17 protein-coding genes are annotated in these 25,998 nt (G+C 63.9%); 9 read left to right on the plus strand and 8 right to left on the minus strand.

Annotated features, from left to right (window positions below; translation table 11 throughout):
* Positions 1 to 25: 25 nt before the first annotated feature.
* From E6B08_RS24805 to E6B08_RS24820, 4 genes are all read right to left on the minus strand, one after another.
* Positions 26 to 493 (minus strand): VUT family protein, encoded by a 468-nt coding sequence (locus E6B08_RS24805; RefSeq protein ID WP_136916376.1) that lies wholly within the window; start codon positions 491 to 493, stop codon positions 26 to 28.
* 80 nt (positions 494 to 573) lie between these two features.
* Positions 574 to 780 (minus strand): DUF1289 domain-containing protein, encoded by a 207-nt coding sequence (locus E6B08_RS24810; RefSeq protein WP_136916377.1) that lies wholly within the window; start codon positions 778 to 780, stop codon positions 574 to 576.
* A complete protein-coding gene (locus E6B08_RS24815; RefSeq protein WP_136916378.1) occupies positions 770 to 1,294 on the minus strand; it encodes a gamma carbonic anhydrase family protein in 525 nt (174 codons plus the stop codon). Before E6B08_RS24815 ends, E6B08_RS24810 begins: the two co-directional genes overlap by 11 nt.
* Before the next feature lie 66 nt (positions 1,295 to 1,360).
* The gene (locus E6B08_RS24820) at positions 1,361 to 1,960 is read right to left on the minus strand and encodes a CoA pyrophosphatase (protein WP_136916379.1); all 600 of its coding nucleotides are present in this window, start codon (positions 1,958 to 1,960) and stop codon (positions 1,361 to 1,363) included.
* Positions 1,961 to 2,100: 140 nt separating this feature from the next.
* Between E6B08_RS24820 and E6B08_RS24825 the strand changes: the two genes are divergently transcribed.
* From E6B08_RS24825 to E6B08_RS24845, 5 genes are all read left to right on the plus strand, one after another.
* Complete coding sequence (locus E6B08_RS24825; protein WP_136916380.1) at positions 2,101 to 2,652, plus strand: NUDIX hydrolase; 552 nt, start codon at positions 2,101 to 2,103, stop codon at positions 2,650 to 2,652.
* Positions 2,653 to 2,671: 19 nt separating this feature from the next.
* Positions 2,672 to 3,226, plus strand: a complete 555-nt coding sequence (locus tag E6B08_RS24830) for a L,D-transpeptidase family protein (RefSeq protein ID WP_136916381.1) — start codon at positions 2,672 to 2,674, stop codon at positions 3,224 to 3,226.
* A gap of 159 nt (positions 3,227 to 3,385) precedes the next feature.
* Positions 3,386 to 5,065, plus strand: coding sequence for a ShlB/FhaC/HecB family hemolysin secretion/activation protein (locus tag E6B08_RS24835; protein WP_136916382.1), 1,680 nt, complete (start codon positions 3,386 to 3,388; stop codon positions 5,063 to 5,065).
* Positions 5,066 to 5,089: 24 nt separating this feature from the next.
* Positions 5,090 to 9,616 carry a hemagglutinin repeat-containing protein gene (locus tag E6B08_RS24840; RefSeq protein ID WP_136916383.1) on the plus strand — a complete coding sequence of 1,509 codons (4,527 nt, stop codon included), beginning with the start codon at positions 5,090 to 5,092 and terminating at the stop codon, positions 9,614 to 9,616.
* Positions 9,617 to 9,776: 160 nt separating this feature from the next.
* Positions 9,777 to 11,834, plus strand: coding sequence for a PhoX family protein (locus E6B08_RS24845; protein ID WP_136916384.1), 2,058 nt, complete (start codon positions 9,777 to 9,779; stop codon positions 11,832 to 11,834).
* A gap of 114 nt (positions 11,835 to 11,948) precedes the next feature.
* On the opposite strand, the gene E6B08_RS24855 is transcribed toward E6B08_RS24845, so the two are convergent.
* Together E6B08_RS24855 and purL are read right to left on the minus strand one after the other, a co-directional pair.
* The gene (locus tag E6B08_RS24855; protein WP_136916386.1) at positions 11,949 to 12,260 is read right to left on the minus strand and encodes an NGG1p interacting factor NIF3; all 312 of its coding nucleotides are present in this window, start codon (positions 12,258 to 12,260) and stop codon (positions 11,949 to 11,951) included.
* Positions 12,261 to 12,263: 3 nt separating this feature from the next.
* Complete coding sequence (gene purL / locus E6B08_RS24860; RefSeq protein ID WP_136916387.1) at positions 12,264 to 16,163, minus strand: phosphoribosylformylglycinamidine synthase; 3,900 nt, start codon at positions 16,161 to 16,163, stop codon at positions 12,264 to 12,266.
* A gap of 236 nt (positions 16,164 to 16,399) precedes the next feature.
* Here purL and mltF point away from each other — a divergent pair, with 236 nt between their 5' ends.
* Positions 16,400 to 17,857 (plus strand): membrane-bound lytic murein transglycosylase MltF, encoded by a 1,458-nt coding sequence (gene mltF / locus E6B08_RS24865; RefSeq protein ID WP_136917487.1) that lies wholly within the window; start codon positions 16,400 to 16,402, stop codon positions 17,855 to 17,857.
* A gap of 1 nt (position 17,858) precedes the next feature.
* Here the strand turns inward: mltF and tadA are convergent, their stop codons facing one another.
* Both tadA and E6B08_RS24875 read right to left on the minus strand, forming a co-directional pair.
* Positions 17,859 to 18,338 carry a tRNA adenosine(34) deaminase TadA gene (gene tadA / locus E6B08_RS24870; protein ID WP_136916388.1) on the minus strand — a complete coding sequence of 160 codons (480 nt, stop codon included), beginning with the start codon at positions 18,336 to 18,338 and terminating at the stop codon, positions 17,859 to 17,861.
* The gene (locus E6B08_RS24875; protein WP_136916389.1) at positions 18,338 to 19,720 is read right to left on the minus strand and encodes a multicopper oxidase family protein; all 1,383 of its coding nucleotides are present in this window, start codon (positions 19,718 to 19,720) and stop codon (positions 18,338 to 18,340) included. The genes tadA and E6B08_RS24875 overlap by 1 nt, the downstream gene beginning before the upstream one ends.
* Positions 19,721 to 19,919: 199 nt before the next feature.
* On the opposite strand from E6B08_RS24875, the gene E6B08_RS24880 reads away from it, so the two are divergent.
* From E6B08_RS24880 to E6B08_RS24890, 3 genes are all read left to right on the plus strand, one after another.
* Positions 19,920 to 22,841 carry a membrane-targeted effector domain-containing toxin gene (locus E6B08_RS24880; RefSeq protein WP_136916390.1) on the plus strand — a complete coding sequence of 974 codons (2,922 nt, stop codon included), beginning with the start codon at positions 19,920 to 19,922 and terminating at the stop codon, positions 22,839 to 22,841.
* A gap of 163 nt (positions 22,842 to 23,004) precedes the next feature.
* The gene (locus E6B08_RS24885; protein ID WP_136916391.1) at positions 23,005 to 24,447 is read left to right on the plus strand and encodes a dermonecrotic toxin domain-containing protein; all 1,443 of its coding nucleotides are present in this window, start codon (positions 23,005 to 23,007) and stop codon (positions 24,445 to 24,447) included.
* Positions 24,448 to 24,464: 17 nt separating this feature from the next.
* A complete protein-coding gene (locus E6B08_RS24890) occupies positions 24,465 to 25,973 on the plus strand; it encodes a membrane-targeted effector domain-containing toxin (protein ID WP_136916392.1) in 1,509 nt (502 codons plus the stop codon).
* Positions 25,974 to 25,998 lie beyond the last annotated feature (25 nt).

The raw sequence follows: 25,998 nt of genomic DNA on the forward strand, positions 1-25,998 counted from the left end.
GAAAAAGGACCGGTATTCTACACCATCAACCCGCCACGGCGGCGCGCCGGGCACGAAATGCCATGGCCAGCCAGACGGCAGTGACGCCTGCGAATTTCGAGGCCAGGGCTGTACCGATCACCACCGGCGTGAGGGCGCCGATCATGCCGAAGAAGATCAGCGTGTCGACCGGGATGCTCAGCGCCGAGCTCAGCCACAGGCGATCACGCAACGGCCGGCGGGTGATGCTGAACACCAGCCAGTCGATCAGCTCGGAAATGAAGAACGCGGTAGCGCTGGCCAGGGCGATGGCCGGCTCCGAGGTGACATAGGACAGCACAAGCGCCAGCAGCATCGCGACCAACGCGCCATGGCCGAAGCGGGTCTGCACCATGTCACGCAGGATGAACACCAGGCCGCCCCAGGCGGACCAGATGACATCCAGGTGCGGGGCACTGGAAAAGGCGTAGTTGATCAGCACTACGCTGCTGATATAGGCAATGAGATAGAACATGGGGTGGTTGTCTGTTGGCAAGCCCGACAGATTACCTCTGGCTTGTCCGCGGGTAAACCCGCGACCAAGCGGACGCGGCGTCACGCGCCAATGATCAATCCAGCCGCCACCGCCCGTTCATGACAGCGCTTGAGCACCGCCCGACGCTCGGCATTGTCCATCTTCCCCCAACGACCGATCTCGGCCACGGTCCGCTGGCAACCGGTGCAGACGTCCTCCTCGTCCAGTGCACAGATGCTCACGCATGGCGACGCTACAGGGCGTTCCACGGCAACCTCACTCATCATCGGCCACCAGCTCGCGGGCGTAGCGCTCGGCGTTGTGCACATAGTGCGCGGCGCTGGCTTCGAGCATGCGCTTTTGCTGTTCGGTGAGCTCACGTACCACCTTGCCCGGCGAGCCCATCACCAGCGAACCATCGGGGATGTCCTTGCCCTCGGCGATCAAGGCGTTGGCGCCGATGATGCAGTGCTTGCCGATACGCGCGCCATTGAGAATGACGGCATTGATGCCAATCAGGCTGTAGTCGCCGACGCTGCAGCCATGCAGCATGGCGTTATGACCCACGGTCACGCCCTTGCCCAGGGTCAGCGGTGAACCCATGTCGGTGTGCATCACGGTACCGTCCTGGACGTTGCTGCCCTCGCCGATGTCGATCAGTTCGTTATCGCCACGCAGCACTGCACCGAACCACACACTGGCATGGGCCTGCAGGCGTACCTTGCCGATCAGGGTGGCAGTAGGCGCGGCCCAACTGGTGGGGTGGGTTTCGACCCGCAGGTCGCCCAGGCGATATTTCATAGGCTTTCCTTGACTCATCGGCGGCTAGTGACAATCGGCGGGGTGGACCCCGCTCGGGTTTCGAATTCAGGTTTCAATATACTGCGCAGGCGGCTCGTGCAGGCTGATGCCGGCGTCGAACAACAGGTTGACCAGCTCGACGATCATGATCGCCGACAAGCCCCAGATCTTGTACTCGCCAAAGCGATAGCTGGGCACATACCAACTGCGCCCCTGGTAATCGATGCGATGGGTATGGTCACGCGGATCCTGGCGGAAGAATTCCAGCGGCACGCTGAATACTGCCGCGATTTCGGCATCGTTGGCACGGTATTCGACGTAGTCCGGGATCAGCCCGACGAATGGCGTCACCTTCAGGCCGTGCAGGGAAATCAACGGGCTCAGCGGGCCGACCACCTCCACCAGGCCAGGCGGCAGGCCGATTTCTTCTTCTGCCTCGCGCAGGGCGGTGAACACCAGGTCGGGGTCTTCGGGGTCGCGACGGCCACCGGGGAAGGCGACCTCGCCACCATGGGTGGACAAGCCCTTGGCACGCAGGGTGAGGACCAGCTCAGGCGCTTCGCTTCGAGTGATGGGCAAGAGTACCGCCGCTTCGGGGAACCGTCGGTCGGTTTCCAGCGACGTGGGTACATGGTTGCTCATTCGGCGAAGTAGCTCGTCCAGCATTGCGCACTCTCGTTTCCAAGGCCTGCCTTGCATGATGCACCAAAAGCCGCGACACACCCAAGCCCCGCGCGCTTGCCCCCTGCGCTTGCCCCCGACCCGGCAGGCGCGCCAAGATAAGGCCGAGCACAAGGAACCCGAGCATGAAATTCTGCAGCGCGTGCGGCCAACCGGTCATTCAGCGGATCCCCGAGGGCGACAGCCGCCTGCGGTATGTCTGCGAGTCCTGCCACACCATCCACTACCAGAACCCCAATATCGTCGCCGGGATTCTCCCCACCTGGGGCAGCCAGGTGCTGCTGTGCCGCCGCGCCATCGAACCGCGCCGCGGCTACTGGACCTTGCCGGCCGGTTTCATGGAGAACGGCGAGACCCTCGACCAGGCCGCCCGTCGCGAAACCGTGGAAGAAGCCTGTGCGCGGGTCGGCGCCATGAGCCTGTACCAACTGTTCGACTTGCCGCACATCAACCAGGTACATGTGTTCTTCCGCGCCGAACTGGCCGACCTGGACATCGATGTGGGTGTCGAAAGCCTGGAAGTGCGGTTGTTCGAGGAGCATGAGGTGCCATGGGACGAGCTGGCTTTCCGCACCGTCGCGCGCACACTAGAATGCTATTATCGCGACCGCATCGAGCAGCATTACCCCATTGGCCATGAGTACCTGCCGCCGATGAACGTCTCGTCCACTTCCTAGCATTTCAGGATACCGTTCCATGCGTTGGTTGTTCGCCCTCTTCTGCCTTTGCGTTACCTCGGTGTCCCAGGCGGCCTTCACCGAGACCATCATTCGCAAGCCACAGCCGCCGGTGGCAGCGCAATCGCAGTCGCAGGCGGCCATGCAGCCGCTGATCGACAAGGTGCTGGTGATCAAGTCCGAACGTCGCCTGCAATTGATCAGCCGTGGCGAACCGCTGAAGACCTACCGCATCTCCCTGGGCAAGCAGCCCAAGGGCGCCAAGCAGCGCGAAGGCGACAAGAAGACCCCTGAAGGCCTGTACTGGCTCGACTGGCGCAAGGAAAGCGATCGTTTCAACCTGGCCATGCACATCACCTACCCCAACATTCGCGATGCCGCCCAGGCGACCCGCGAGGGCGTCAGCCCCGGCAGCATGATCATGATCCACGGCACGCCGCTCAACGACGATTATCCGGAGTGGTACTTCCACACGCTGGACTGGACCGACGGCTGCATCGCCATGCGCAATTCGGACATGCGCGAGGTCTGGGACCTGGTACGCGATGGCACGCTGATCGAGATTCGCCCCTGACAGCTCCTGTCGCACGCTGAGGCTGTAGGCAGCTTCCTACCTAAAACACTCCTGCGCCCTACGAGCGCCTAGGGGCTGTACTGCATCCAAACGATGGGCTGAATTCATAGCATCCCCGCAAACGAGTACGCGAAGCGTACGCCATTTGCGGGGTAGTCCATGCCGTCCCGATTCTGTCGATTTGCCAGCAGCCTGCTTGCCTGCTGCCTGGCCGCCTTGCTGCCGGTGCCGGCGGCACTGGGCGACGATCCCGCCAGCCAGCAACTGCGCGACCAGCAACACAGTCAACAGCAGCTGGAGCAGCAGTTGCGCCTGCAGCGCTGGCAGCGCGCCCCCACGCAGCAGCCCCCCGACCAGCCGCCAGCGCAAATGCCCATCACCGGCCACTGCTGGGCCGTCACCGGCGTACGCCTGGCCGGCAACCATCGGCTCACGGCCCGTGTGCTGGAATCAGGCATCCGCAGCCAGCTGCGCCCTTGCCTGGGCGTCGACGACCTCAACCAACTGCTGAAGGCCATCACCCGCCTCTACGTAGAGGCCGGCTACCCCACCAGTCGCCCCTACCTGAGCCAACCCCCGCAGGATGACCAACCACTCGACATCGTGGTGGTCGAGGGCTTCGTCGAATCGATCGAGATGGGCGCCGAACTGCCGTTGTGGCTGCAGGGCGCGTTCCCTGACCTGCTCGGTCAGCCCCTGTACCTGCCCGCCCTCGAGCAGGGCCTGGACCAACTCAATCGCCTGCGCGCCTTCGAGCTGTCTGCCGACCTGCTGCCAGGCACGCTAACCGGCGCCACTCGCGTAAGCGTACAGGCGCAGCAGGTGGCCTCGCGCTGGCACCTCGACAGCCGTTTCGACAACCGCGGCAGTAGCCTGACCGGCCGCCATCGCCTGAATCTCGGCCTCGGTCTGGACAGCCCGCTGGGCTTGAACGACGACTTGCGCCTGGGCCTGTCGTCGACCGTGCTCGATGCCCCTGGGCGCAGCCAGGGGCTGTCCCTTTACTACAGCCTCCCCTACGGCTTCTGGACTTTCGCCGTCAGCGCCAGCCAGTTGAGTTACCAGGCGCCCATCCCCCAAAAACACCGGATGAGTCACGGCAGCAGCAGCTTCCAGGGCGTGAGTGCCGAACGCGTGATCTGGCGCAACCAGCAAGGCATGCTCAGCGCCAGCGCCCGACTCGACCGCAAGCAACTGCTCAACCGCATCGGCAAGACCGAAATCAAACTGCAAAGCCCTACCCTCACCAGCCTGGAAGCGGGTATCAACCTGCTGTGGCTCGAACACGGCCTGTGGCACGGTTTTGTCGGCGTTGCCCGCGGCGTGGACTGGTTCGGCGCCGACCAGTCCCCCCTGCACGAAGATGCCCCACGCCCCGACTTCCTCAAATACCGCGCCAACCTGCTGCACCTGCGCCAAGGGCCAGCGAACCGCCCCTGGCGCTGGCAGAGCGAGCTGAGCCTGCAGTACAGCCGCGACCCACTGCCAGCCGCCGAGCAGTTGCTGCTCAGTGACGACTCGACCGTGCGCGGGTTCCGCCTGAGCAGCTATTCCGGCTCCAGCGGTGCGGTCTGGCGCAACACCTTCAGCCAAGCCCTGACACTGCCTCAGGCCCAGCCACTGCAGGTGCGGCCTTACATCGGCCTGGACATGGGCTGGACCCGGCCACTTCAGGCCAAGCACACCCAGCACCTGGTCGGCGCCGCCGCCGGCGTGGAGCTGAGCCTTCCCAGCAGTCGCCTGCGCCTGGACTACCAGCGCGCCTTGCATGCCAACGACACCCCTCGCCCACGCCTGGAATCGGGCTTCTGGGTGATGGAGTGGACCTTCAGCCTTTGATTCAACAACAAAGAGAACGAGAACATGCAGACAATCTCGCAGCTACCTCCCTTGCGTCCCGACACCTTGCGCTGGGCCATTTCCCTTGCGTTGCTGGCGTCGACACCAACCCTGGCACAACCGGCACTGACGCCAGCACGGGGGCCTGGTGGCACCCCGCTGATCGGCAGCGGCCACGGCGTGCCGGTGATCGATATCGTCGCACCGAATGCCAGCGGCCTCTCGCACAACCAGTTCCTCGACTACAACGTCGGCAAGCCTGGCGTGGTGCTCAACAACGCCACCCAGGCCGGGCAGTCGCAGTTGGCCGGGGCGCTGCAGGCCAATTCGCAGTTCCAGGGGCAGGCGGCGTCGACCATCCTCAACGAGGTGATCAGCCGCAATACGTCGTTGATCGAAGGCCCGCAGGAGATCTTCGGTCGGCGCGCCGACTACATCCTGGCCAACCCCAATGGCATCACGATCAATGGCGGCAGCTTCATCAACACCACCCGGGCTGGCTTGCTGGTCGGCAGCCCCGAGCTGCAGGACGCACGGCTCAACCACCTCAGCACGCTCGATGCCCAGGGCAGCCTGCACGTGCTCGGCGGCGGAGGGAGCAATGCCGAAGGTGCCCTGGACCTGATCGCGCCACGTATCGACAGCAAAGGCCTGCTCCAGGCCAAGAGCGACCTCAACCTCACCCTGGGGCGCAATCGCATCGACTACGCCACTGGCGAAGTGCTGCAGCATTTACCCGGCACGCCGTCGAACATCGACGCCAACCTGTTCGGCGCGATGCGCGCCGGGCGCATTCGCGTGGTCAGCACTGCCGAAGGCGCTGGCGTGCGTGTCGGGCCGGTGAAGGTCTGGGCTGACCAAGGTATCGCCATTCATTCCGCCGGCGCGCTCGAGATCGCTGGCGAGGCCGATCTCCCGAGCCAACTGCATAGCGAACGTGGCGACTTGAAGCTGACGGCCGCCGACGACCTCGACATGCGCGCCGCCAAAGGCCATGCCGAGCGCATCGAGATCAAGGCCGGCAACAAGCTGACCCTGGACGCGAAAACCGCCGAGAGCATCGCCAAGGACCAAAAGCGCTGGAACAAGAAGTTCTGGTTCGTCACCCACGAAACCTACGAGCGCAAGCGCACCACCACCGACCGCCAGCAGCAGGGCACCGAACTGCGGGCCACTGACAGCATACGGCTGGAGTCCGGCGCCGATATGCGCCTGGCGGCTGCCGATATCCGCGCTGGCGGCAAACTTGCAGTGGACAGCGGGGCCAATCTCGACATCGTCGCCGGTATCGACAGCCAGCGCATCGAGGAACAGGTCCGCCACCGCAAGCACTTGTGGCGCGGCGATACGGACACCGACCAGTATCGCGAAAGCGCCCGCGCCAGCACACTCGATGGCGGGCACCTGAACGTCACCGCCAAGGAGCGGCTGAAGGTCGCGGGCAGCAACCTGCACAGCCGTGGCGACCTCGACATCGCCGCGAAGAAGGTCGAGGTCGGCACCACCGCACTGGAACAACACGGCACTCGACGCAATTACCGTGGCGATCTGGTGTCCGGTGCATTCTTTGGCGACCGCAAGGGTAACGATACCCAGGGCCGGGCAGTCACCGGCAGCAACATCACCGCCGACGGCAAGTTGCAGGTCACCGCCGAGCAGGTCGACATCAAGGGCAGCCGCGTGCATGGCGAGCAGGATGCGTTGCTGTATGGCAGCAAAGGCTCGTTGGTCATCGAGGCCGACCACGGCAACCTGACCTCCTCCGACCACCAGCGCAACAGCAAGCTGTTCGGCCTGTTCGCCAACAACGACGACAGCACCACCCGCAGCCAACAGGTGCTGCGCAGCGACGTCGGCTCGAGCACCAACCTGCGCCTGGCCAGCGCCGAGGAGCTGCGCATCCAGGGCGCCAAGGTCGAAGCGGGCGGCCACTTGCAGGTCGCGGCGAAGGGCGATGTGCTGATCGATGGCGCGCAAGCGATCAATGAACGCGAGACTCGCAGCCAGCAACGCGGCTTCAGCGCCAGCGTCGGGCAGACCCAAGAGGCCCAGGACGGTAAGCCTGGGTCGCGTCAATACACGGCAAGTGTCGGCTATGACGTGAGCACTCGCACCAGCTCGCAACGCCAGGTCACCCATGAGGGCAGCCAGCTCAAAGGCGCTTCGGTGGCACTGAGCAGCGATGCGCACCTGCAAGTCAATGGCGCCAGGGTCGAGGCCTCGGCGGGAGACCTCGACGTGCAAGCCAAACAGGTGACCCTTGGCGCCAGGCGCAACGAAACGCAGTCGAGCACCGAGCAGACGCGCAGCGGTGGTGGCCTGACGCTGACCGGCGGCATCGACCGGCTGGGCTCGCTGTTCGAAGGCCATCACCAAATCGACAGCACCGTCGAGCGTGACAGCACAGTGCAACGCAGCGAGCTGCGGGCCAGCGGCGACCTGCGCCTGAAGGCTGACGAGCTGGTCAGCGAAGCGGCGCGGGTCAATGCCGGCGGTACCCTCGAGGTGGCCGCCAAGCACATCGACAACCGCGCCGTAGAAGACATCCACGAACGGGAGAAACGCCAGGAAAAATGGGCTGGCAGCCTTGGCGCCAGCCTCGAATACCGCGACCTCACCCGGCCAATCGAACGCCTGGTCCAGGGTGAGGAAGCCGCGCGCTTCCAGCAGGCCTCCCCCGAGGATGCGATGGTCGCCCCCAGCGTGGGAGGCGACATGACCGTCGAGCACCTCAAGCGCCTGGAAAACCAGCGCCGCGGCTTCGCCCAGGTCAGCGAACTGTCCGGGGCGCAGGTTGCGGTGAAGGCCGAGCGTATCGACGACGAAGGCACTGCCTGGCGTGCCGACGCTGGCAAGCTGCAGATCGACGCCCAGCAACACCACATGCGCGCCGCCCACAACACCCAGGCGCACGAGGTACAGCACCTGGCCTATGGCGGCGATCTGCGGGTCGACACCAGCACCGGACAAGACTTGAACGTGCGCGTCGCCGGCAAGGGCGGCTCGTTGGCGACCCAGGAGCAGGCCAGTACTGCCGTGCCGGGTAGCCTCCAGGGCAAGAGCGGTATCCAGGTTCAGTTAGGCAGCGATGGTCGCTACGAGGGGACACGCATCGATGGCGGCGAAGGTGGCGTGGTGATGCAGAGTGGCGGCAACCTTTCCCTGCTCCAAGCCACCGACAAGGCCAGCCAGACGTCGGGCAAACTCGACGGCAACGCCTGGGCCAAGGTGGGCAATCGCCCGGGCAGCACCGGTGTCGATGGTCGCGGCTACCTGGACCACGGTCAGCGCCAGGCCAGCCAGACCAAGGCCCAGGTGGCCCAGATCGATGCCAGGGGCGAGGTACGCCTGGGCAGTGGCGGCGACCTGCTGCTCGAAGGCACTCGTATCGGCAAGCGCGAGGCCAAGGTGGCCGACCTGCACCTGAAGAGCGATGGCCTGTTGACCATCAAGGCCGCCAGCGATACCCAGCAGGCCAGCGGTAGCGGCCTTGGCGGCGGCCTGGAGCTCGGCTTGAAGACCGGCGGTACCAAGGGCGGCGCAGTCGGTGGCCACTTCAACCATGGCAGGCAGGACGAGGAGGCTCGCCAGGCGATCGACGCCCAGTTCGCCAGCGCCAGCAAGCTCAGCCTGGACAGCCGCGCCCGCGAAGACCTCGCCCTGCATCTGCAAGGCCTGCAGGCTTCTGCCGAGCAGATCGAGCTGTACGCGAGCAACGGCGGCATGCTGATCGAGGCGTCGTCCAACCAGGAACGCCGCGACAACCTCGACATCACCGCCGGAGCCGGCTTCAACCAGTCCAAGGGCGCAACCGATACCCGCGGTATACATGGGCGCGTGCAGGTCAACCTGGACCAACGCAACAACCACACCTGGAACGCCGACACCCTGCGCGCCGATCACATCGACGTGCAAAGCCTCGGCGACACGCGTCTGGAGGGCGTCAGCCTGGAGGCTGGCCAGATCACTGGCAACATCGGCGGCGACCTGCGTGTCGCCAGCCGCAAGGACAGCATCGACAGCCTGAGCGTCAAGGTGGACGCCCGCTTGAGCCACGAGAAGAACCCGCAGGGCTACACCAACGCAGCCAGAGCCGTGGCAGGCCCCTTCGGCGGCAAGGTGGGCGAAAAGGCCGGCCCGACGCTGAGCAAGGTCGAACCTGGCCTTTCCCCGACCTTCAAACTCGAGATGTCCAAGCAGCAGCGTGACACGGTGGCCCACCAAGCCACCCTCAAAGGTAGCGCGGGCATCGACCTGAACGTGGCCGGCGAGGCGCACCTGGTAGGTGCGCGGATGCAGTCGGCCAAGGGCGAGGTAGCGCTCGACGCGGCGAGCGTGACCCGAGAAACGCTGAGCGGCACCGATTGGCGCCGCGATCTGTCGATCGACGCCTCCAACTCTCCCGTCGACCTGGGTACCGCCATCGCCGATATGGCCAAGGGCAAGGGGGCTGCTGACGGCGACAACGCGCTGGACCTGGGGCTGTTGCGCACCAGCGGGCACAACCGCAGTGAGCAGTGGTCTTCGCACATCCAAGGCAAGGCTGACTAAACGCCGCACGCCCAGCGCCGCCTGACGGTCCTCCGGCGGCGGCGCTGGGCAACATGCGCACACAGGAATTTCCCGCCCATCACATTTCTGTCAACTGATCATCATACTTGCGACTTACAGTCGCGGGTTCTGCCAACTCAGTCACTACAAGGACAGCTCGATGAGCCGAGACAGCGGCGACAACCTGGACCGCAACCACAGCGGCAATGCACCGATGACCAGCGTCATGGACCTGTACCTGAGCCGGCGCAGCGTAATGCGTGGCAGCCTGGGTGCCGCCATTGCCATGATCGCCGGTGGGGGCCTGGCAGGTTGCTTCGACAGCAACCCCGGCAAGGACGATGGCGCCACCTCGCCCGGCCCGCAGCCCACGAAGCCCACGCAGCTGTCGCTGGGCTTCCAGTCCATCCCCGGCTCGCGCACCGATGCCTGCACCCTCGCCAGCGGTTACAGCGCCTACGTCCTGGCCCCTTGGGGGACGCCATTGAACAGTGCCGGCAACGCCTGGAAAGCCGACGGCAGCAACAGCGCCGCCGACCAGGCCAACGCCATGGGCATGCACCACGACGGCATGCACTTCTTCCCCATCGAAGGCAGTTCCGAAGAGGGTCTGTTGGCCATCAACTTCGAATACATCGATCAGCAGGCACTGCACCCTGCCGGCCCGACGCTCGATGCCAGCGGCAAGCGCCCGGCCGAGGAGGTGCGCAAGGAGATCAACGCCCATGGTGCCGGCGTGGTCCGCCTGAAAAAGCTCGACGGGCGCTGGCAGGTGGTCGACAACGACCCGCTCAACCGCCGCTTCACCACCGCCTCGCAGATGGACATCAGCGGTCCCTTGCGAGGCAGCGACCACGTCAAGACCCGCTTCTCGCCCGACGGCACCCGTTGCCGCGGCACCAACAACAACTGCGGCAACGGCTACACGCCGTGGGGCACCTACCTCACCTGCGAAGAGAACTGGCCGGGGATCTTCGTCAACAAAGGCACCCTGCCCGCCGACCAGTCGCGCATCGGCGTCGTCACCTCCAGCGGCCTGTACAAGTGGGAAAGCGCCGCTGGCGATAGCAGCGAGGTAGACGATGAATTCACCCGTTTCGACGTGACCCCTCGCGGCGAGAGCGCCACCGACGATTACCGCAACGAAGCCAGCACCTTCGGCTACATCGTCGAGATCGACCCCTTCGATGCCAGCACCCGCGCCACCAAGCGCACCGCGCTGGGGCGTTTGCGCCATGAAGGCTGTTGCCCGGGCCTGGCGGTGGCAGGCAAGCCGCTGGTCTGGTACATGGGCGACGACTCCAACAACGAGTACCTGTACAAGTTCGTCTCCGACGCGGTGTGGGACGCGGCGGATGCCACCCCCCGCGACCGCCTGGCCACAGGCGCCAAGTACCTGGACCACGGCAAGCTCTACGTGGCCCGCTTCGATGCCGATGGCACGGGTGTCTGGCTATTGCTGGACGTCGCCAGCAAGACCGCCGCTGGTGGCACCCTGGGCGCGCTGTATGGCGACTTGCCGGGCATCATCGTCAACACCCGCGGCGCCGCCGACGCCGTAGGCGCGACCCCCATGGACCGGCCGGAGTGGACCGCCGTCAACCCACTCAATGGCGACGCCTACCTGACCTTGACCAACAATAGCGTGCGCAGCGCCGACAAGACCGATGCCGCCAACCCACGCGGGCCCAACCTGCATGGCCATATCATCCGCTGGCACGACAGCGACGATCAGCTGAGCTTTGCCTGGGATATCTTCGTGTACGGCGCAAACGCCGGTGGTGGCGCCGAAATCAACCGCTCGGGCCTGAGCGAACTGAACCAGTTCGCCAGCCCCGATGGCATGAGTTTCGATAGCCGTGGTGTGTTGTGGTTCGAGACCGACAACAGCGAGAAGAGCGTTGCCGACTACACCAACGATCAGTTGCTGGCGGTGATTCCTACGCAACTGGTGGGCGCCGATGGCAAGCAGGTACCGGTCGATGCGCAGAACCAGGCAGATCTACGCCGCTTTTTCGTTGGTCCGAACGGCTGCGAAATGACGGGTATCACCTTTACTCCGGACAACAAGACGCTGTTCATCAACGTGCAGCACCCGGCCAATTGGCCGTATACCGACAAGGCGACCGATGCCACACCAGCGGGCACGCGAGTGCGACCGCGGGCGGCGACGGTGGTGATTCAACGGATCGATGGCGGGGAGATTGGAACAATCTGATACGGCGATGTGAGGCTATTCGCGGGCAAGCCCGCTCCGACAGGTACAGCACAGCGACCAAGAACTGTGCTGTACCTGTGGGAGCGGGCTTGCCCGCGATGGAGCCACTGCGCTCTAGAACTCGGCGAGCCGCCAGACCTCATAGGCTGGCGTCTCGTACGGGTGGCTCTGCTTGAGCGCCGCGACGACCTGGGTGATCAGATCGTCAGCCACCACAAGCTCCACCTTCCACTCCTCGACCACCTCGACCTGGCCTGCCTGCCCGATGAACGGCTGGCTGCCGTCCAACGGGCGAAACTGGCCCTGGCCCAAGGTCTGCCAGGCGCAGTGGTCGTAGTCGCCAATGCGTCCGCCGCCAGCGGCGAACACGGCTTCCTTGACCACGTCCACATGGCTGGCCGGGACGAAGAAGGCGAGCTTGTACACGCCTTAGTTCACCCACACCCGCGCATTGCGGAACATGCGCATCAGCGCGGCGTCTTCCTGCCACTCGTCCGGGCGCCAGGAGTTCTGCACGGCGCGGAACATACGCTCGGGGTGCGGCATCATGATGGTGACGCGGCCATCGCGGTTGGTCAGGCCGGTAATCCCGCGCGGCGAGCCGTTCGGGTTGGCCGGGTAGGCTTCGGTGACCTTGCCGTGGTTGTCGACGTAACGCAGGGCCACGCAACCGGACATGTCTGCTGCCAGCAGTGCTTCTTCACTGGCGAACTCGGCATGGCCTTCGCCGTGGGCGATGGCGATCGGCATGCGCGAACCGGCCATGCCCTGCAGGAAGATCGAGTTCGACTTCTGCACTTCGACCATGGCCACGCGCGCCTCGAACTGCTCCGAACGGTTGCGCACGAAGTGCGGCCAGTGCTCGGTGCCCGGAATCAGCTCGTGCAGGTTGGACATCATCTGGCAACCGTTGCACACGCCCAGGGCGAAGCTGTCGCTGCGCTCGAAGAAGCCTTGGAAGGCATCGCGGGCACGGCTGTTGAACAGCGCCGACTTGGCCCAGCCTTCACCGGCGCCCAGCACGTCACCGTAGGAGAAGCCACCGCAGGCCACCAGCCCCTTGAACTCGGCGAAATCGACACGGCCAGCGAGGATGTCGCTCATGTGCACGTCAATGGCGGCAAAGCCTGCGCGGTCGAAGGCGGCTGCCATCTCGACCTGGCCGTTGACACCCTGCTCGCGCAGGATCGCCACTTGCGGACGCACGCCCTTCTTGATGTACGGCGCGGCGATGTCGTCGTTGACGTCATAGCCCAGTTTCACCGACAGGCCTGGGTTGTCTTCTTCGAGCAGCGCGTCGAATTCCTGGTCGGCGCAGTCGGCGTTGTCGCGCAGGCGCTGGACCTGGTAGCTGGTCTCGGCCCACTGGCGCTGCAGCATGCGACGGTCGTCGTCGAACAGCACTTCGCCATTGAGGCTGATGGACACTTCACCGTTGTTGACCGGCTTGCCGATCACTGCAACGCATTCTTCACCGAGGCCTGCAGCGCTGAACTGCGCCAGCACGTCCGGGGTGGCATCCTGGCGAACCTGGATCACCGCTCCCAGCTCTTCGTTGAAGAGGATGGCCGGCACGTCCTTGCTGTTATCGGTCAGCGGGTCGAGTTGCAGGTCCAGGCCGCAATGGCCGGCAAAGGCCATTTCCACCACGGTGGTCAGCAGGCCGCCGTCGGAACGGTCGTGGTAGGCCAGCAGGTGGCCGTCGGCGTTCAGACCCTGGATCACGGCGAAGAACGCCTTGAGGTCTTCGGCGTCGTCGACGTCCGGTGCCTGGGCCGCGATCTTGCCGTAGGTCTGCGCCAGGATCGAGGCACCCATGCGGTTCTTGCCACGGCCCAGGTCGATCAGGATCAGGTCGGTCTCGCCCTTGTCCATGCGCAGTTGCGGGGTCAGGGTCTTGCGAATGTCGGTGACCGGGGCGAAGCCGGTGATGATCAGCGACATCGGCGAGGTCACGCTCTTCTCCTCGCCCGCTTCGCTCCACTTGGTCTTCATCGACATCGAGTCTTTGCCGACAGGGATGGTGATGCCCAGCTCCGGGCACAGCTCCATGCCGACTGCCTTGACGGTGTCGTACAGACGGGCGTCTTCACCGGGATGGCCGGCGGCGGACATCCAGTTGGCCGACAGCTTGATATCGGACAGCTTTTCGATTTGCGCGGCAGCCAGGTTGGTCAGGGTCTCGCCGATCGCCATGCGGCCGGACGCCGGGGCGTCCAGCAGCGCCAGCGGCGTACGCTCGCCCATGGCCATGGCTTCACCGGTATAGACGTCGAAGCTGGTGGCGGTAACGGCGCAGTCGGCAACCGGCACCTGCCATGGGCCGACCATCTGGTCACGGGACACCAGGCCTGTGATGGTACGGTCGCCGATGGTGATCAGGAAGCTCTTGCTGGCCACGGCCGGGTGGTTGAGCACACGCTGCACGGCGCTGTCCAGGTCCAGCTCGCTCGGGTCGAAGTCGTCACCCAGCTCCGCTTCGCGGGTCACCGAACGGTGCATGCGCGGCGGCTTGCCCAGCAACACGTCGAGCGGCATGTCCACCGGGGTGTTGTTGAAGTGGCTGTCGGTCACGGTCAGGTGCGGCTCTTCGGTCGCTTCACCCACTACGGCGAAGGGGCAGCGCTCGCGTTCGCAGATGGCCTGGAAGCGCTCGAAATCCTTGGCGCTGACGGCCAGCACGTAACGTTCCTGCGATTCGTTGCTCCAGATCTCGTGCGGGGCCATGCCCGGCTCGTCGTTGGGCACGTTGCGCAGCTCGAAGCGGCCCCCGCGGCCACCGTCGTTGACCAGTTCGGGGAAGGCGTTGGAGATACCACCGGCGCCGACGTCGTGGATGAAGGCGATCGGGTTGTCGTCGCCCAGCTGCCAGCACCGGTCGATGACCTCCTGGCAGCGGCGCTCCATTTCCGGGTTTTCGCGCTGTACCGAGGCGAAATCGAGATCGGCGGAGCTGGCACCGGTGGCGACCGACGAAGCAGCGCCGCCGCCCAGGCCGATCAGCATGGCCGGGCCGCCGAGCACGATCAGCTTGGCGCCGACGGTGATCTCGCCCTTCTGCACGTGGTCTTCACGGATGTTGCCCATGCCGCCGGCGAGCATGATCGGCTTGTGGTAGCCGCGCACTTCTTCACCGTGCGGGGTATTGATGGCCTGCTCGAAGGTACGGAAGTAACCGGTCAGCGCCGGACGACCGAATTCGTTGTTGAACGCGGCGCCGCCCAGCGGGCCTTCGATCATGATGTCGAGGGCATCGACGATACGGTCCGGCTTGCCGTAGGCCTTTTCCCATGGCTGTTCGAAGCCGGGGATGCGCAGGTTGGACACGGTGAAGCCGGTCAGGCCGGCCTTTGGCTTGGCGCCTCGGCCGGTGGCACCTTCGTCGCGGATCTCGCCGCCGGAGCCGGTGGAGGCGCCGGAGAACGGGGCGATGGCGGTCGGGTGGTTGTGCGTCTCGACCTTCATCAGGATGTGCACCGGCTCCTGCACCGCGCCGTACTGGCGGGTCTCAGGGTTCGGGAAGAAGCGCCCGGCGACATTGCCGACGATGACCGAGGCGTTGTCCTTGTAGGCCGAGAGCACACCTTCGTTGTGCATCTGGTAGGTGTTCTTGATCATGCCGAACAGGCTCTTTTCCTGAGCCTGGCCGTCGATGTCCCAACTGGCGTTGAAGATCTTGTGACGGCAGTGTTCGGAGTTGGCCTGGGCGAACATCATCAGCTCGATGTCGTTCGGGTTGCGCGCCAGGTTCTGGAAGGCGTTGACCAGGTAGTCGATCTCGTCTTCGGCCAGGGCCAGGCCCAGGTCGATGTTGGCCTGGGCCAGGGCTTGGCGGCCGCCGGCAAGAATATCGACCGAGGTCATCGGCTTGGGCTGGGCGTGGCTGAACAGATCGGCGGCCTGCTCCAGCTTGGCCAGCACGCGCTGGGTCATGCGGTCATGCAGCTCGGCGGCGATGAGCTCGGCGTCGGCGTCGCTCAGCGAACCTGCGACGTAGTAGGCGATACCACGCTCCAGGCGCTGGATCGACTGCAGGCCACAGTTGTGAGCGATGTCGCTGGCCTTGCTGGCCCAGGGCGAGATGGTGCCCAGCCGCGGCACGACCAGGAACAGGCGGCCGCTTGGCTCCTGCACCGGCACGCTCGGGCCGTACTTGAGCAGACGGCCCAGCACCTGCTGCTGGTCGGCGGTCAGCTCGCCGTCAACGTCGGCGAAGTGGGCAAATTCGGCATACAAACCAGTAACAGCGGGGACTTTCTGGCTCAGTTGCTCGAGTAATTTACCGTGGCGAAAGGCAGAAAGGGCAGGAGCGCCGCGCAGGATCAACATCGTCGGGACAGCCTCAGGAAGGGGTGTGCTTAGAGGCCGTGCATTCTAGCCTAAATCGATGGCTTTCGGCACCCGCTCTAAGCCAAGCCTGCCGGGCGGCTTAACCGGACCCGGAGGTCAGAAAATTCCGATGTTTTCCGCTGTTCCAATAGATGCAACGATTACCGGGCCGATACCAGACAACCCGCCCATTGTCGAGATATGGCGCTGCCGGTCCTTTGCGTATACTGCAAGCTATGTTCGCCCGTACTGCTTTGCGCCAGCGCTGCGCCAGATGGCTCTTCGCAACCGGTCTCTTTCTGATGCTCGGTGCCTGTGTTGAAAAACCCAGCACCCTCGAGCGTGTGAAGGAGGACGGCGTGCTGCGCGTGATCACCCGCAACAGCCCGGCCACCTACTTCCAGGACCGCAACGGCGAAACCGGCTTCGAGTACGAACTTGTCAAGCGTTTCGCCGACGATCTCGGCGTGAAGCTGGAGATCGAAACCGCCGACAACCTCGACGAACTGTTCGATCAGTTGGGCAAGCCCTCCGGCCCGGTGCTGGCGGCGGCCGGCCTGGTCAGCAATGAACGGCGCCAGGCCCAGGCCAAATTCTCCCATCCGTACCTGGAAGTGACGCCGCAGGTCATCTACCGCAATGGCCGCTCCCGCCCCACCGAGCCAAAGGATCTGATCGGCAAGAAGATCATGGTGCTCAAGGGCAGCAGCCACGCCGACCAGCTGGCCGAGCTGAAAAAGCGCTATCCGGGCCTGGAATACGAAGAATCCGACGCCGTCGAAGTGGTCGACCTGCTGCGCATGGTCGACGAGGGGCAGATCGACCTGACCCTGGTCGATTCCAATGAGCTGGCGATGAACCAGGTGTACTTCCCCAACGTGCGGGTCGCCTTCGACCTGGGCGACAGCCGCGAGCAGCGCTGGGCATTGGCCACTGGCGACGACAACAGCCTGCTCAACGAGGTCAACGAGTTCCTCGACAAGGCGCAGAAGAACGGCACCCTGCAGCGCCTGAAAGAACGCTATTACGGCCATGTCGACGTGCTCGGCTACGTCGGCGCGTACACCTTCGCCCAGCACCTGCAACAACGCCTGCCCAAGTACGAGAAGCACTTCAAGAGCTACGCCAAGGTCGAGCAGGTCGACTGGCGCCTGCTGGCGGCCATCGGCTACCAGGAATCGATGTGGCAGCCAGAGGTCACCTCCAAGACCGGCGTGCGCGGGTTGATGATGCTGACCCAGCGCACCGCGCAGGCCATGGGCGTCTCCAACCGACTGGACCCCAAGCAGAGCATCCAGGGCGGGGCCAAGTACTTCATGAAGATCAAGGCCGAGCTCGACGACAGCATCAAGGAACCGGACCGCACCTGGTTCGCCCTGGCCGCCTACAACGTCGGCAGCGGCCATCTGGAAGACGCCCGCACCCTGGCCAAGCGGGAAAAGCTCGACCCGAACAAGTGGCTGGACGTGAAGAAGATGCTGCCACGCCTGTCGCAGAAACAGTGGTACCGGCAGACCCGCTACGGCTATGCCCGAGGCGGCGAGCCAGTGCACTTCGTGGCCAACATCCGCCGCTATTACGACATCCTCACCTGGGTGACCCAGCCACAGCTCGAAGGCCAGGTGGCCGAAGGCAACCTGCACGTGCCAGGGGTGAACAAGGACAAGCCGGCAGACCAGTCGCCACCGATGTGATTCAGGCTTTCGCCCGTCGGGCCTTGAAGAACTCGCTCAGGATCTGTCCACACTCCTGCGCCAGCACCCCACCTTCCACCATCACCCGATGGTTGAGAAAAGCCTGCCCGAAAAACTGTCCCTGGCTCTGCACGATGCCCGCCTTGGGCTCCAGGGCCCCGTACACCACCCGCGCCACCCGCGAATGCACGATCAGCCCGGCGCACATGCTGCAGGGCTCCAGGGTCACGTACAGGGTGCTACCCGGCAGCCGGTAGTTGCTGGCAGCCTTGGCTGCCGCTCGAATGGCCACCATCTCGGCATGGGCGCTGGGGTCGCTGTCGAAGATCGGCCGGTTGAAGCCCTGGCCGATCACCTGGCCATGCTGCACCAGCACCGCCCCCACCGGCACCTCGCCCATGGCTGCGCCCTCGGCGGCCAGGGCCAGGGCCATGCGCATGAATTCCTGGTCGCGGCTGCGATCGATGATCTGTGGGCGCATCAGACCACCGCGATCGCGGCCATCAGGCCGGTTTCCATGTGGTCGATGACGTGGCAGTGGAACATCCAGGTGCCGGGGTTATCCGCCACCAACGCCACCTGGGCCCGCTCGTTCTTGCCCAGCAGGTAGGTGTCGGTGAACCACGGCTCCTTGATGTCGTGGCGGTTCGAGGCGATCACCTTGAAGCTCATGCCGTGCAGGTGGATCGGATGCTGGTACTGGGTCATGTTCTTCAGCTCGAAGATGTAGCTCTTGCCCTTCTGCAAAGTGGCAATGGGGCGATCGGCGCAGGTCTTGTCGGTGATGTCCCAAGCTTGCCCGTTGATCTGCCACAGGCTCGGCGGCTTGCCGTTGTCGGTATTGACCGAAACTTTGCCGACCCATTCGAAATTGAAGTTGAGCTTCTCGGCGTTGGCCAGGTCCGGCTCGGCGATGGGGTTGGGCGGCAGTGCTGGCGGCCACTCACCGGGCGCCTCGTCATGCGCCACGGAGCGCAGTGTGCCGAGGCGCACGAAACCGTCGCGCAGGGAGATCTCCTCGCCCGCCTGTGGAATACGAATAGCCAGGCAGATGCGCATGCCAGGGCCGAGCCAGTAGTCGTCGTCGAGCTTGCGCGGCGTCACCGGGTTGCCGTCGAGGGCATAGATCATCGCCTCGCAGTTGCCCTTGAGGTTGATGCGGTAGGTCCAGGTGTTGTCCAGGTTGAGCAATCGCACCCGCACCACCTGGTCAGCCGGCAGCTCGGTGACCGATTCGGCCTGGCCGTTGATGGTGATCAGGCGCCCGGCGGTGCCGTTGCGCGCAGCTTCGCGGGGGATGCTGAACGGCAGCCAGGCGCCCTGCTCGTCGACGTGCCAGTTCTTCAGGCTGAGCGTGCGTTCGTGCTTGAAGCCGGTGGGCTCGCGCTCCTCGACGATCAGCGGGCCGACCAGGCCACGGCCGAGCTCCTCGGAACTGCTGACATGGGGGTGATACCAATAGCTGCCGGCATCGGGCACGCGGAACTTGTAGTCGAAATACTCGCCTGGCTTGACCGGCAACTGCGAAACATACGGCACCCCGTCCATTTCCAACGGCAGGCGGATGCCATGCCAGTGGATGGTCGTTTCGACCGGTAGCTGGTTGATGAAGCGCACCCGCAGCCAGGTGCCCTGGCGCACGCGCAGCTCGGTGCCTGGCGCCGACGGGCCAAAGGCCCAGGCCTCGGTCTTGAACCCTGGCACCAGTTCGACGTCCAGGGGCGCTGCGATGAGCTGGTAGTCATGCCCGGCGTTCTCGTCCTCGACCTTGCCCAGCCAGTAACGCGCTGCACCACCGGCGCCCAGGCCTACCACCACCAGACCGGTCAGGCCTTGGAGCATTTGTCGACGGGTAAAGGACATCGCTGCGGGTACCTCTTTCTGCGCAATCAAGCTGCCAGCATGGCCGGCAATGAAGGGCGAATACGATACACCTGCATTTGCGAAAGATTAAGTGAAGTCTTGCCGCAGGGTGCTACAGCGCTACGTACAGACATATCAACCGCATCCCTCGAAAAGCCGGCATCACACTCCAGCTTCCTAAACTGCCGAGCATTTGCGCATGGTTTCTTCCGATCGACAGCAACAGACATACGCACAACTTCAGCAACTTGCCAGGCCTTTGGTTTTAGACTGCCCCGATATGCGTCAGATGGCCCGGGAAACAGCCCTGACCATTCTGGCCAAATACGGGCATCCGCACCTGGACCCCGATCAGGTCTATCTCAACCGCTTCGAGACGGCCCAGTCCAGCCCACATACCTTTTCAGGCTGGGCGCACCACGATGCACCGGTGCAGTCCTTTACCCTGCCGCAGCTGGTGATGCATCGGTTCGACGTGAATGACCAGGACAACGCTGACCTGCTCAACTACCGCGCTGGCTTTTATAGCGAGGGTAGCGGCGCAAGCGTGTTCGATGAGCGCAACGAAATCCCCCTCGCCCCCAGTGACGTGCTCACGGACTTCTGGGCAATCGATTTCAGCACCCAGTTCCAGCAGCGGATCGAAGCGTTCTGGCAACAGCATGCCGGCACCTACCGGATCCTGGCCAAGGTGCACTTTCTCGGCGCAGTGCTCGAGGCTTGCGAAGCCGACGCCAAAAGCGAACTGGCCAGACGCGCGCTACAAGTGGCACGAGCATTGGTCGGCCCCATCTCCTGGCCACCCACGCTGGAGCAGTTGCATCAGGAAATCTTGCCAGTGCCGGAATATCGGCTCTGCAGCTTCGACATCGGCGGCCACCTGGCCAGCGATATCCTGCGGGTACGCATGCAGGATGGCTATCAACTGCTGTACATCCCCGGCGAGGTAGAGCCCTTGCAGTTGTTTGCAACTGAGCGCGACCTGTATTGGTGGGTACTGAACACCAGCAACCACGCCGACAACCGAAGCCGTTTCATGAGCCACTTTCCGCTCGCGTCTCAGACAGACAAACACGACAGCGTCGGGCTCAACCACATGCTCGACCTGCTGTTCTACAACTGGGGAAGCGAACGCCATGCCTGCCTCAACCAACTCGACAGCGTGATCACCACAGACGCCTTCAACACGCTGCGCGACAATGCCCGACAACGCATGTTCGATGACGCCCATATCGCCCTGCGCTCCAACGCCGAATTACGCAAACAGTTGTGGATAGGCTATCTCAGTGCATTCAGCCAGATAGCAAGCCCGATGTCCGCGGTGGACTGGCCCATAGCCTTGGCCGTGGTGGGCGCAGGCCTCATGCAGGTCGGCCTGCATATCGACCAGGCGATCACCGGGCGAACCACCGCCGAACGCCAGGCCGGTGTCATTGCTGCAGTGATCGGAGCGATTGCCACCCTGTTCGATGCCGTTGCCTTAGCCAGCCTGCTCAAAGCCGCCGGCCAGGACCTCGAGGCCCTGGGCGTCGGCGAAAACGCTCCCGTCGAGCCAGAGGATGAACTCGCGCCAGCGACAGCCACCGAAATCCAGACCTGGGTGCCCGCCAGCGCCAGGCAAACGGAGCAATCCACCCTACTCGAACCGTTCATGGCAAACATCGTCATCGAGGGAGAAGCGGGCAGCGGCGCGCTCGAAAACATCTACACCCAAGCAGGGAACCACTATGTGCTGATCGACCAGGCCCCCTACCAGGTACGGTGGGTCGGACAAATGCAAAGCTGGATCATCGTCGACCCCGCCAACCCGTACTCTTTCTACCGCAACGTGCCTGTACGATTCGACGCCGGGCAATGGCATCCCTACCCGCGCCCGGGCTTGAAGGGCGGCATGCTGGCTCGTAAATGGCTCAACCTCTGGGGCAGAACAGCGCCCAACCCGGCGCTGGCGGAGCTACCGCCATCCCCTTATGAGGTACCTGTCGAATTACGCCCTGCACTCGAGAATGCGGCCCTGTCAGGAAACTTGCACGCGTTGTCCGGCGCCCATGTCGACCTCATCCCCGGCGCCGAGGCCGCGTTCGAAACCTTTCGCAGATTGCGTGACAAGCTCGCCGCCGAGGCCAGCGGCTACCTCGCCACCCACACACCCCGCGCCCGGCCAACGCTGCCAGAGCTGCTTCCCCAGGCCAGCCCAAAGCAGATCATTCGCGCCGCCTACGCTCAGGCCGACGGCCTGGTCATCGGAGAAAGCCATTCACAGTTGGGCAGCAAGCGCTTTCTGATCGACAACATGGCGCAACTGAGCAAAGCACGGGTCAAGGTGCTGTACCTCGAGCACTTCATGACCGAGTTCAATCAGGCCGACCTGGACGCCTTCAACCGCACCGGGCAAATGCCAGCGAACCTGCGCACCTATGTGCAAGCCCAGGATTTCGGCCACGCCACCGACGCGGGCTGCCGCTACACCTTCGAGAAGGTACTCGCCAGCGCTCGCGAGTATGGCATCCGCCTGCAGGCCATCGACTGCCTGGCCAGTTATCGACAAGCATGGAACGACCTGCCTCCCTCGCATGCAAGGCAGAAGATGATGAACTATTTCGCCCACCTGATCATCGAGGCCGATCAGGCCAACCGTGGTCCGGCCAGATGGGTGGCATTGGTGGGCAACACGCATTCGAACACATTCGAGGGCGTTGCAGGCATCAGCGAGTTGCAAGGAGCCATCGGCCTGCGTATCGAGGACATTCCAGTGGATCAGGTAGGTGGCATCGGCATCGACCCCGGCCTGACGGTGATCGAAAGCGACCTGAGCATGCAAAGCGTGCGCGGCGACCTTAGGTTACAGGTGCCCATCACCCACGACGAACTGCCGGCGCGCGATCTGGAAACGTGCCTGCGCAATACGGGTGATTTCACGTTCAAGAGCGTGGCTGGCCAGCCTAACCTGATCCACCGTGGCCATGACGGCACACTCAAGCACACACCGATAAGGCAGCAGGGCGATCGCCTGCAGATCAACAAACCCGACTGGCCATGGGTCAGTGGCAGGCCGCTGCGTGACCTCGTGGAACTGCGGGCGACCCTCGAGCGAGCTGGGCTGCGCTATCGCCGCACCTGAACCAGATGCCAGCACGGCGAAGGCGCCGTTCGGCGCCCTTGTCGTTGAGCTCAACTCACTTGCACTCCACGCTCAATAGGCTCATGGCAGGTACTAGCTATCTACCGCCCTATCCTCCTGGCTGCGGAGGAACCTGAGGTTTCCACCAGCCCGAGGAAACCTCATGGCCCTCCCCCAAGCCCAACAGACCACTCGCCAGCACCTGAAGCAGCAGGCCAACCTCCTGGTCCCCGACTGCCCGGATATGCGTCAGATGGCCCGCGATGTCGCGCAGTCGCTTCTGGCGCAACACCTCCAGAGCGCGCTGGACCCCGATCATGTCTTTCTCAATCGCTTCCATACCGCGCAGAGCAGCCCACGCACCTTCAGCGGATGGCAGCACTACGAGACCCCCTACCAATCGCTGACCCTCCCGCAACTGGTGATGCAGCGCTTCGACGTACACGACCAAGACAACGCCGACCTGCTCAGCTACCTCACGGGTTTCTACAAGGACGGCATGGAAAAGGACGTCTTCGACGAACACAATGAAGTCCCTATCGCCCCCGGCGACATACTCGAAGCCTTCTGGGCGCTGGATTTCAGCCAAGCATTCAAGCAGAAGTGCGATGCGTTCTGGCAGGCGCATGCCGACAGCTTTCGTCTGCTGGCCAAGGTCAACTTCCTGGGGAAAGTCTTCGAAACCCTCGACGGCGACAACCCTGCCCTGGCCAAGCGGGCCCTCGAAGTCGCCAAGGCACTGACGGACATCGACACCTGGCCACCGACACTCGAACAACTGAACCGTCGCGTGACACCCGCCACCGGCTACCGCCTTTGCACCTTCGACATCGGTGGCCATGTCGCCAGTGATATCCTGCGGGTGGAAATGGCCGATGGCGCACAACTGTTGTACATCCCTGGCGAGGATCAGCCGTTGCACCTGTTCCCAGACCGTCAGGCGCTCTACTGGTGGGTGCTGATGAACACCAACCAGGCCGATAATCGCGCCAGGTTCATGACGCACTTCCCAATGGCCAGCCACGCCGAAAAGGGCAGCGATGCCGGGCTGAACCACCTGCTCGATTTACTGTTCTACCACTGGGGCGGGCAATACCCAGCTGTCCTTGACCAGCGGGACACGACGCTGCCGGGCGACGCCTTCGATCATCTGCGCGACACCGCACGCCAGCGCATGCACGATGACGCCGACTTCGCATTGCGCTCCAATGCCGACCTGAGGAAGCAGCTGTGGATCGGCTACCTCAAGGCGTTCGGTCAAACCTTCGGCCCGATGGCCGGCGTGGACTGGCCGGTGACCCTGGCTGTCGTCGGGGCTGGGCTCGCCGAAACCGGCCTGAACATCGACCAGGCCATCACCGGCCACACCACGGCCGAGCGCCAGGCCGGCGTGCTCGGAGCGGTAGTCGCCGCCATCGACACCCTGTTCAACGCAACCTTCCTGCTGGGTGAGTCCCCCAGTACCCTCGCGGAGTTGGGAGAAACCGCGGAGGGCATCCCGCGGAGAAGCCACTGCCATCAGCGGAGGATGCCCCCGCCACCCCTGCAGAACTGCGGACCTGGGTTCCGGAACCCTTCAAGCCCATCGCGCAGCCAGAGCTACTGAACGCGTTCGAGGCCAACGTGATCTTGTATGGCGAGCCAGGCACGGGTGAGATGGCGGGCATCTTCCTGCAGGAGGGCAATTACTATGCAGAGATCGACGGTATTCCCTATCAGGTTCGCTACGTCGGGGAAACGCGCAGTTGGGTGGTGATCGACCCGGAGAACCCTTACTCGTTCTACCGCAACGTGCCGATCGAGCAAAGCGCCGAAGGCTCCTGGCAGCCGCTGGCCCGCCCTGATCTGATAGGCGAAGGGATGCCGCGCAAGCTGCTCAGCCTGTGGGGGCGCACGACAGCGACCGAGTTGCCAGCCCTGCCCGCAACGCCCTACGAGATACCACCCGATATGCGCTCGACGCTGGCACCGGCAATCCTTTCGAGCGACGACAGGGCCTTCAGCGGTGTCTTCGGTAGCTTCAACCCAAGCGAAGAGGCAGCGTTCGTCGAGTTCAGAAAGCTTCGCGATCAGCTGCTGGCCGATACCAACGAATACTTCATCGACCCCGAACTACCTGCCCGTCCAGAGATACCCAAACTGCCTGCCGAGGCCAGCCCGAAACAGATAATCGCCAGTGTCTACGAGCGCAGCAACGGCCTGGTCATTGGCGAGTCCCACTTTCACACAGGCAGTAAGCGCTTCCTGATCGACAGCATGGCGTTGTTGAAGAAACAGAAGGTGCGGGTGCTCTACATGGAGCACTTCATGACCGACTTTCACCAGGCGGACCTGGATCTGTTCCACAAGACAGGAGAAATGCCGGAAAACCTGAAGACTTATGTCAGCGCCCAGGACATCGGGCACGCTACCGACCGCGCCAACGGCTACACCTTCATGCAGGTGCTGACCACCGCCCAGAAGAACGGCATCCGCGTCCAGGCAATCGACTGTCTGGCCAGCTACCGCCAGGCCTGGATGCGTTCGCCTGGACCGCTGACACGCCAACGAATGATGAATTTCTACGCCCACCGCATCATCGAGGCCGACCAAGCAACGCGGGGTGCCAGCAGATGGGTGGCGCTGGTCGGCAACTCGCATTCGAATACCTTCGAAGGCGTACCAGGGCTGAGCGAGATCGAAGGGGCAATCGGGCTGCGTTTCGAGGATGTTCCCGCTGGCCAGCCCTATCGAATAGGTGAAGATCCCGGGCTCTCGATCACCCAGGACAACGCCACGGCGCAACGCGTGAAAGGCGACCTGCGCGTGCAAGCTGCCGTGAGGCCTCGCCCACGCCTTGGAAGCAACCTGCGCACGCAGGATGCCGTGGGCGGTCGCCCACTGTCCGGAAGCGACCTGGAGCGCGCATTGACACCTCCGGGTAACTTCACGTTCGAGGAGATCGACGGGCAAATGAACCTGATACACCGAAGCAAAGACGGGCAACTGAAGTACACGCCCCTTCGACGAGACGCCAGGTACCTCTATATCGACAGACCTGAATGGCCGTGGATCAGCGGCCGGCGACTGGAGAGCCAGGCGCAGATAAAGGCCCTGCTTTCGCGTCGCGGCTTAACGTACGTCGAGGTTTGAATCATAAATGCAAAAAGGGCGCCTC

Origin of the sequence: Pseudomonas putida, assembly GCF_005080685.1 — a bacterium.
Classification (GTDB): domain Bacteria; phylum Pseudomonadota; class Gammaproteobacteria; order Pseudomonadales; family Pseudomonadaceae; genus Aquipseudomonas; species Aquipseudomonas putida_V.

Coding starts and splice junctions, on each gene's coding strand:
- E6B08_RS24805 (WP_136916376.1), bottom strand. CDS start 493: ATGTTCTATCTCATTGCCTATATCAGCAGCGTAGTGCTGATCAACTAC.
- E6B08_RS24810 (WP_136916377.1), bottom strand. CDS start 780: ATGATGAGTGAGGTTGCCGTGGAACGCCCTGTAGCGTCGCCATGCGTG.
- E6B08_RS24815 (WP_136916378.1), bottom strand. CDS start 1,294: ATGAAATATCGCCTGGGCGACCTGCGGGTCGAAACCCACCCCACCAGT.
- E6B08_RS24820 (WP_136916379.1), bottom strand. CDS start 1,960: ATGCTGGACGAGCTACTTCGCCGAATGAGCAACCATGTACCCACGTCG.
- E6B08_RS24825 (WP_136916380.1), top strand. CDS start 2,101: ATGAAATTCTGCAGCGCGTGCGGCCAACCGGTCATTCAGCGGATCCCC.
- E6B08_RS24830 (WP_136916381.1), top strand. CDS start 2,672: ATGCGTTGGTTGTTCGCCCTCTTCTGCCTTTGCGTTACCTCGGTGTCC.
- E6B08_RS24835 (WP_136916382.1), top strand. CDS start 3,386: ATGCCGTCCCGATTCTGTCGATTTGCCAGCAGCCTGCTTGCCTGCTGC.
- E6B08_RS24840 (WP_136916383.1), top strand. CDS start 5,090: ATGCAGACAATCTCGCAGCTACCTCCCTTGCGTCCCGACACCTTGCGC.
- E6B08_RS24845 (WP_136916384.1), top strand. CDS start 9,777: ATGAGCCGAGACAGCGGCGACAACCTGGACCGCAACCACAGCGGCAAT.
- purL (WP_136916387.1), bottom strand. CDS start 16,163: ATGTTGATCCTGCGCGGCGCTCCTGCCCTTTCTGCCTTTCGCCACGGT.
- mltF (WP_136917487.1), top strand. CDS start 16,400: ATGTTCGCCCGTACTGCTTTGCGCCAGCGCTGCGCCAGATGGCTCTTC.
- tadA (WP_136916388.1), bottom strand. CDS start 18,338: ATGCGCCCACAGATCATCGATCGCAGCCGCGACCAGGAATTCATGCGC.
- E6B08_RS24875 (WP_136916389.1), bottom strand. CDS start 19,720: ATGTCCTTTACCCGTCGACAAATGCTCCAAGGCCTGACCGGTCTGGTG.
- E6B08_RS24880 (WP_136916390.1), top strand. CDS start 19,920: ATGGTTTCTTCCGATCGACAGCAACAGACATACGCACAACTTCAGCAA.
- E6B08_RS24885 (WP_136916391.1), top strand. CDS start 23,005: ATGGCCCTCCCCCAAGCCCAACAGACCACTCGCCAGCACCTGAAGCAG.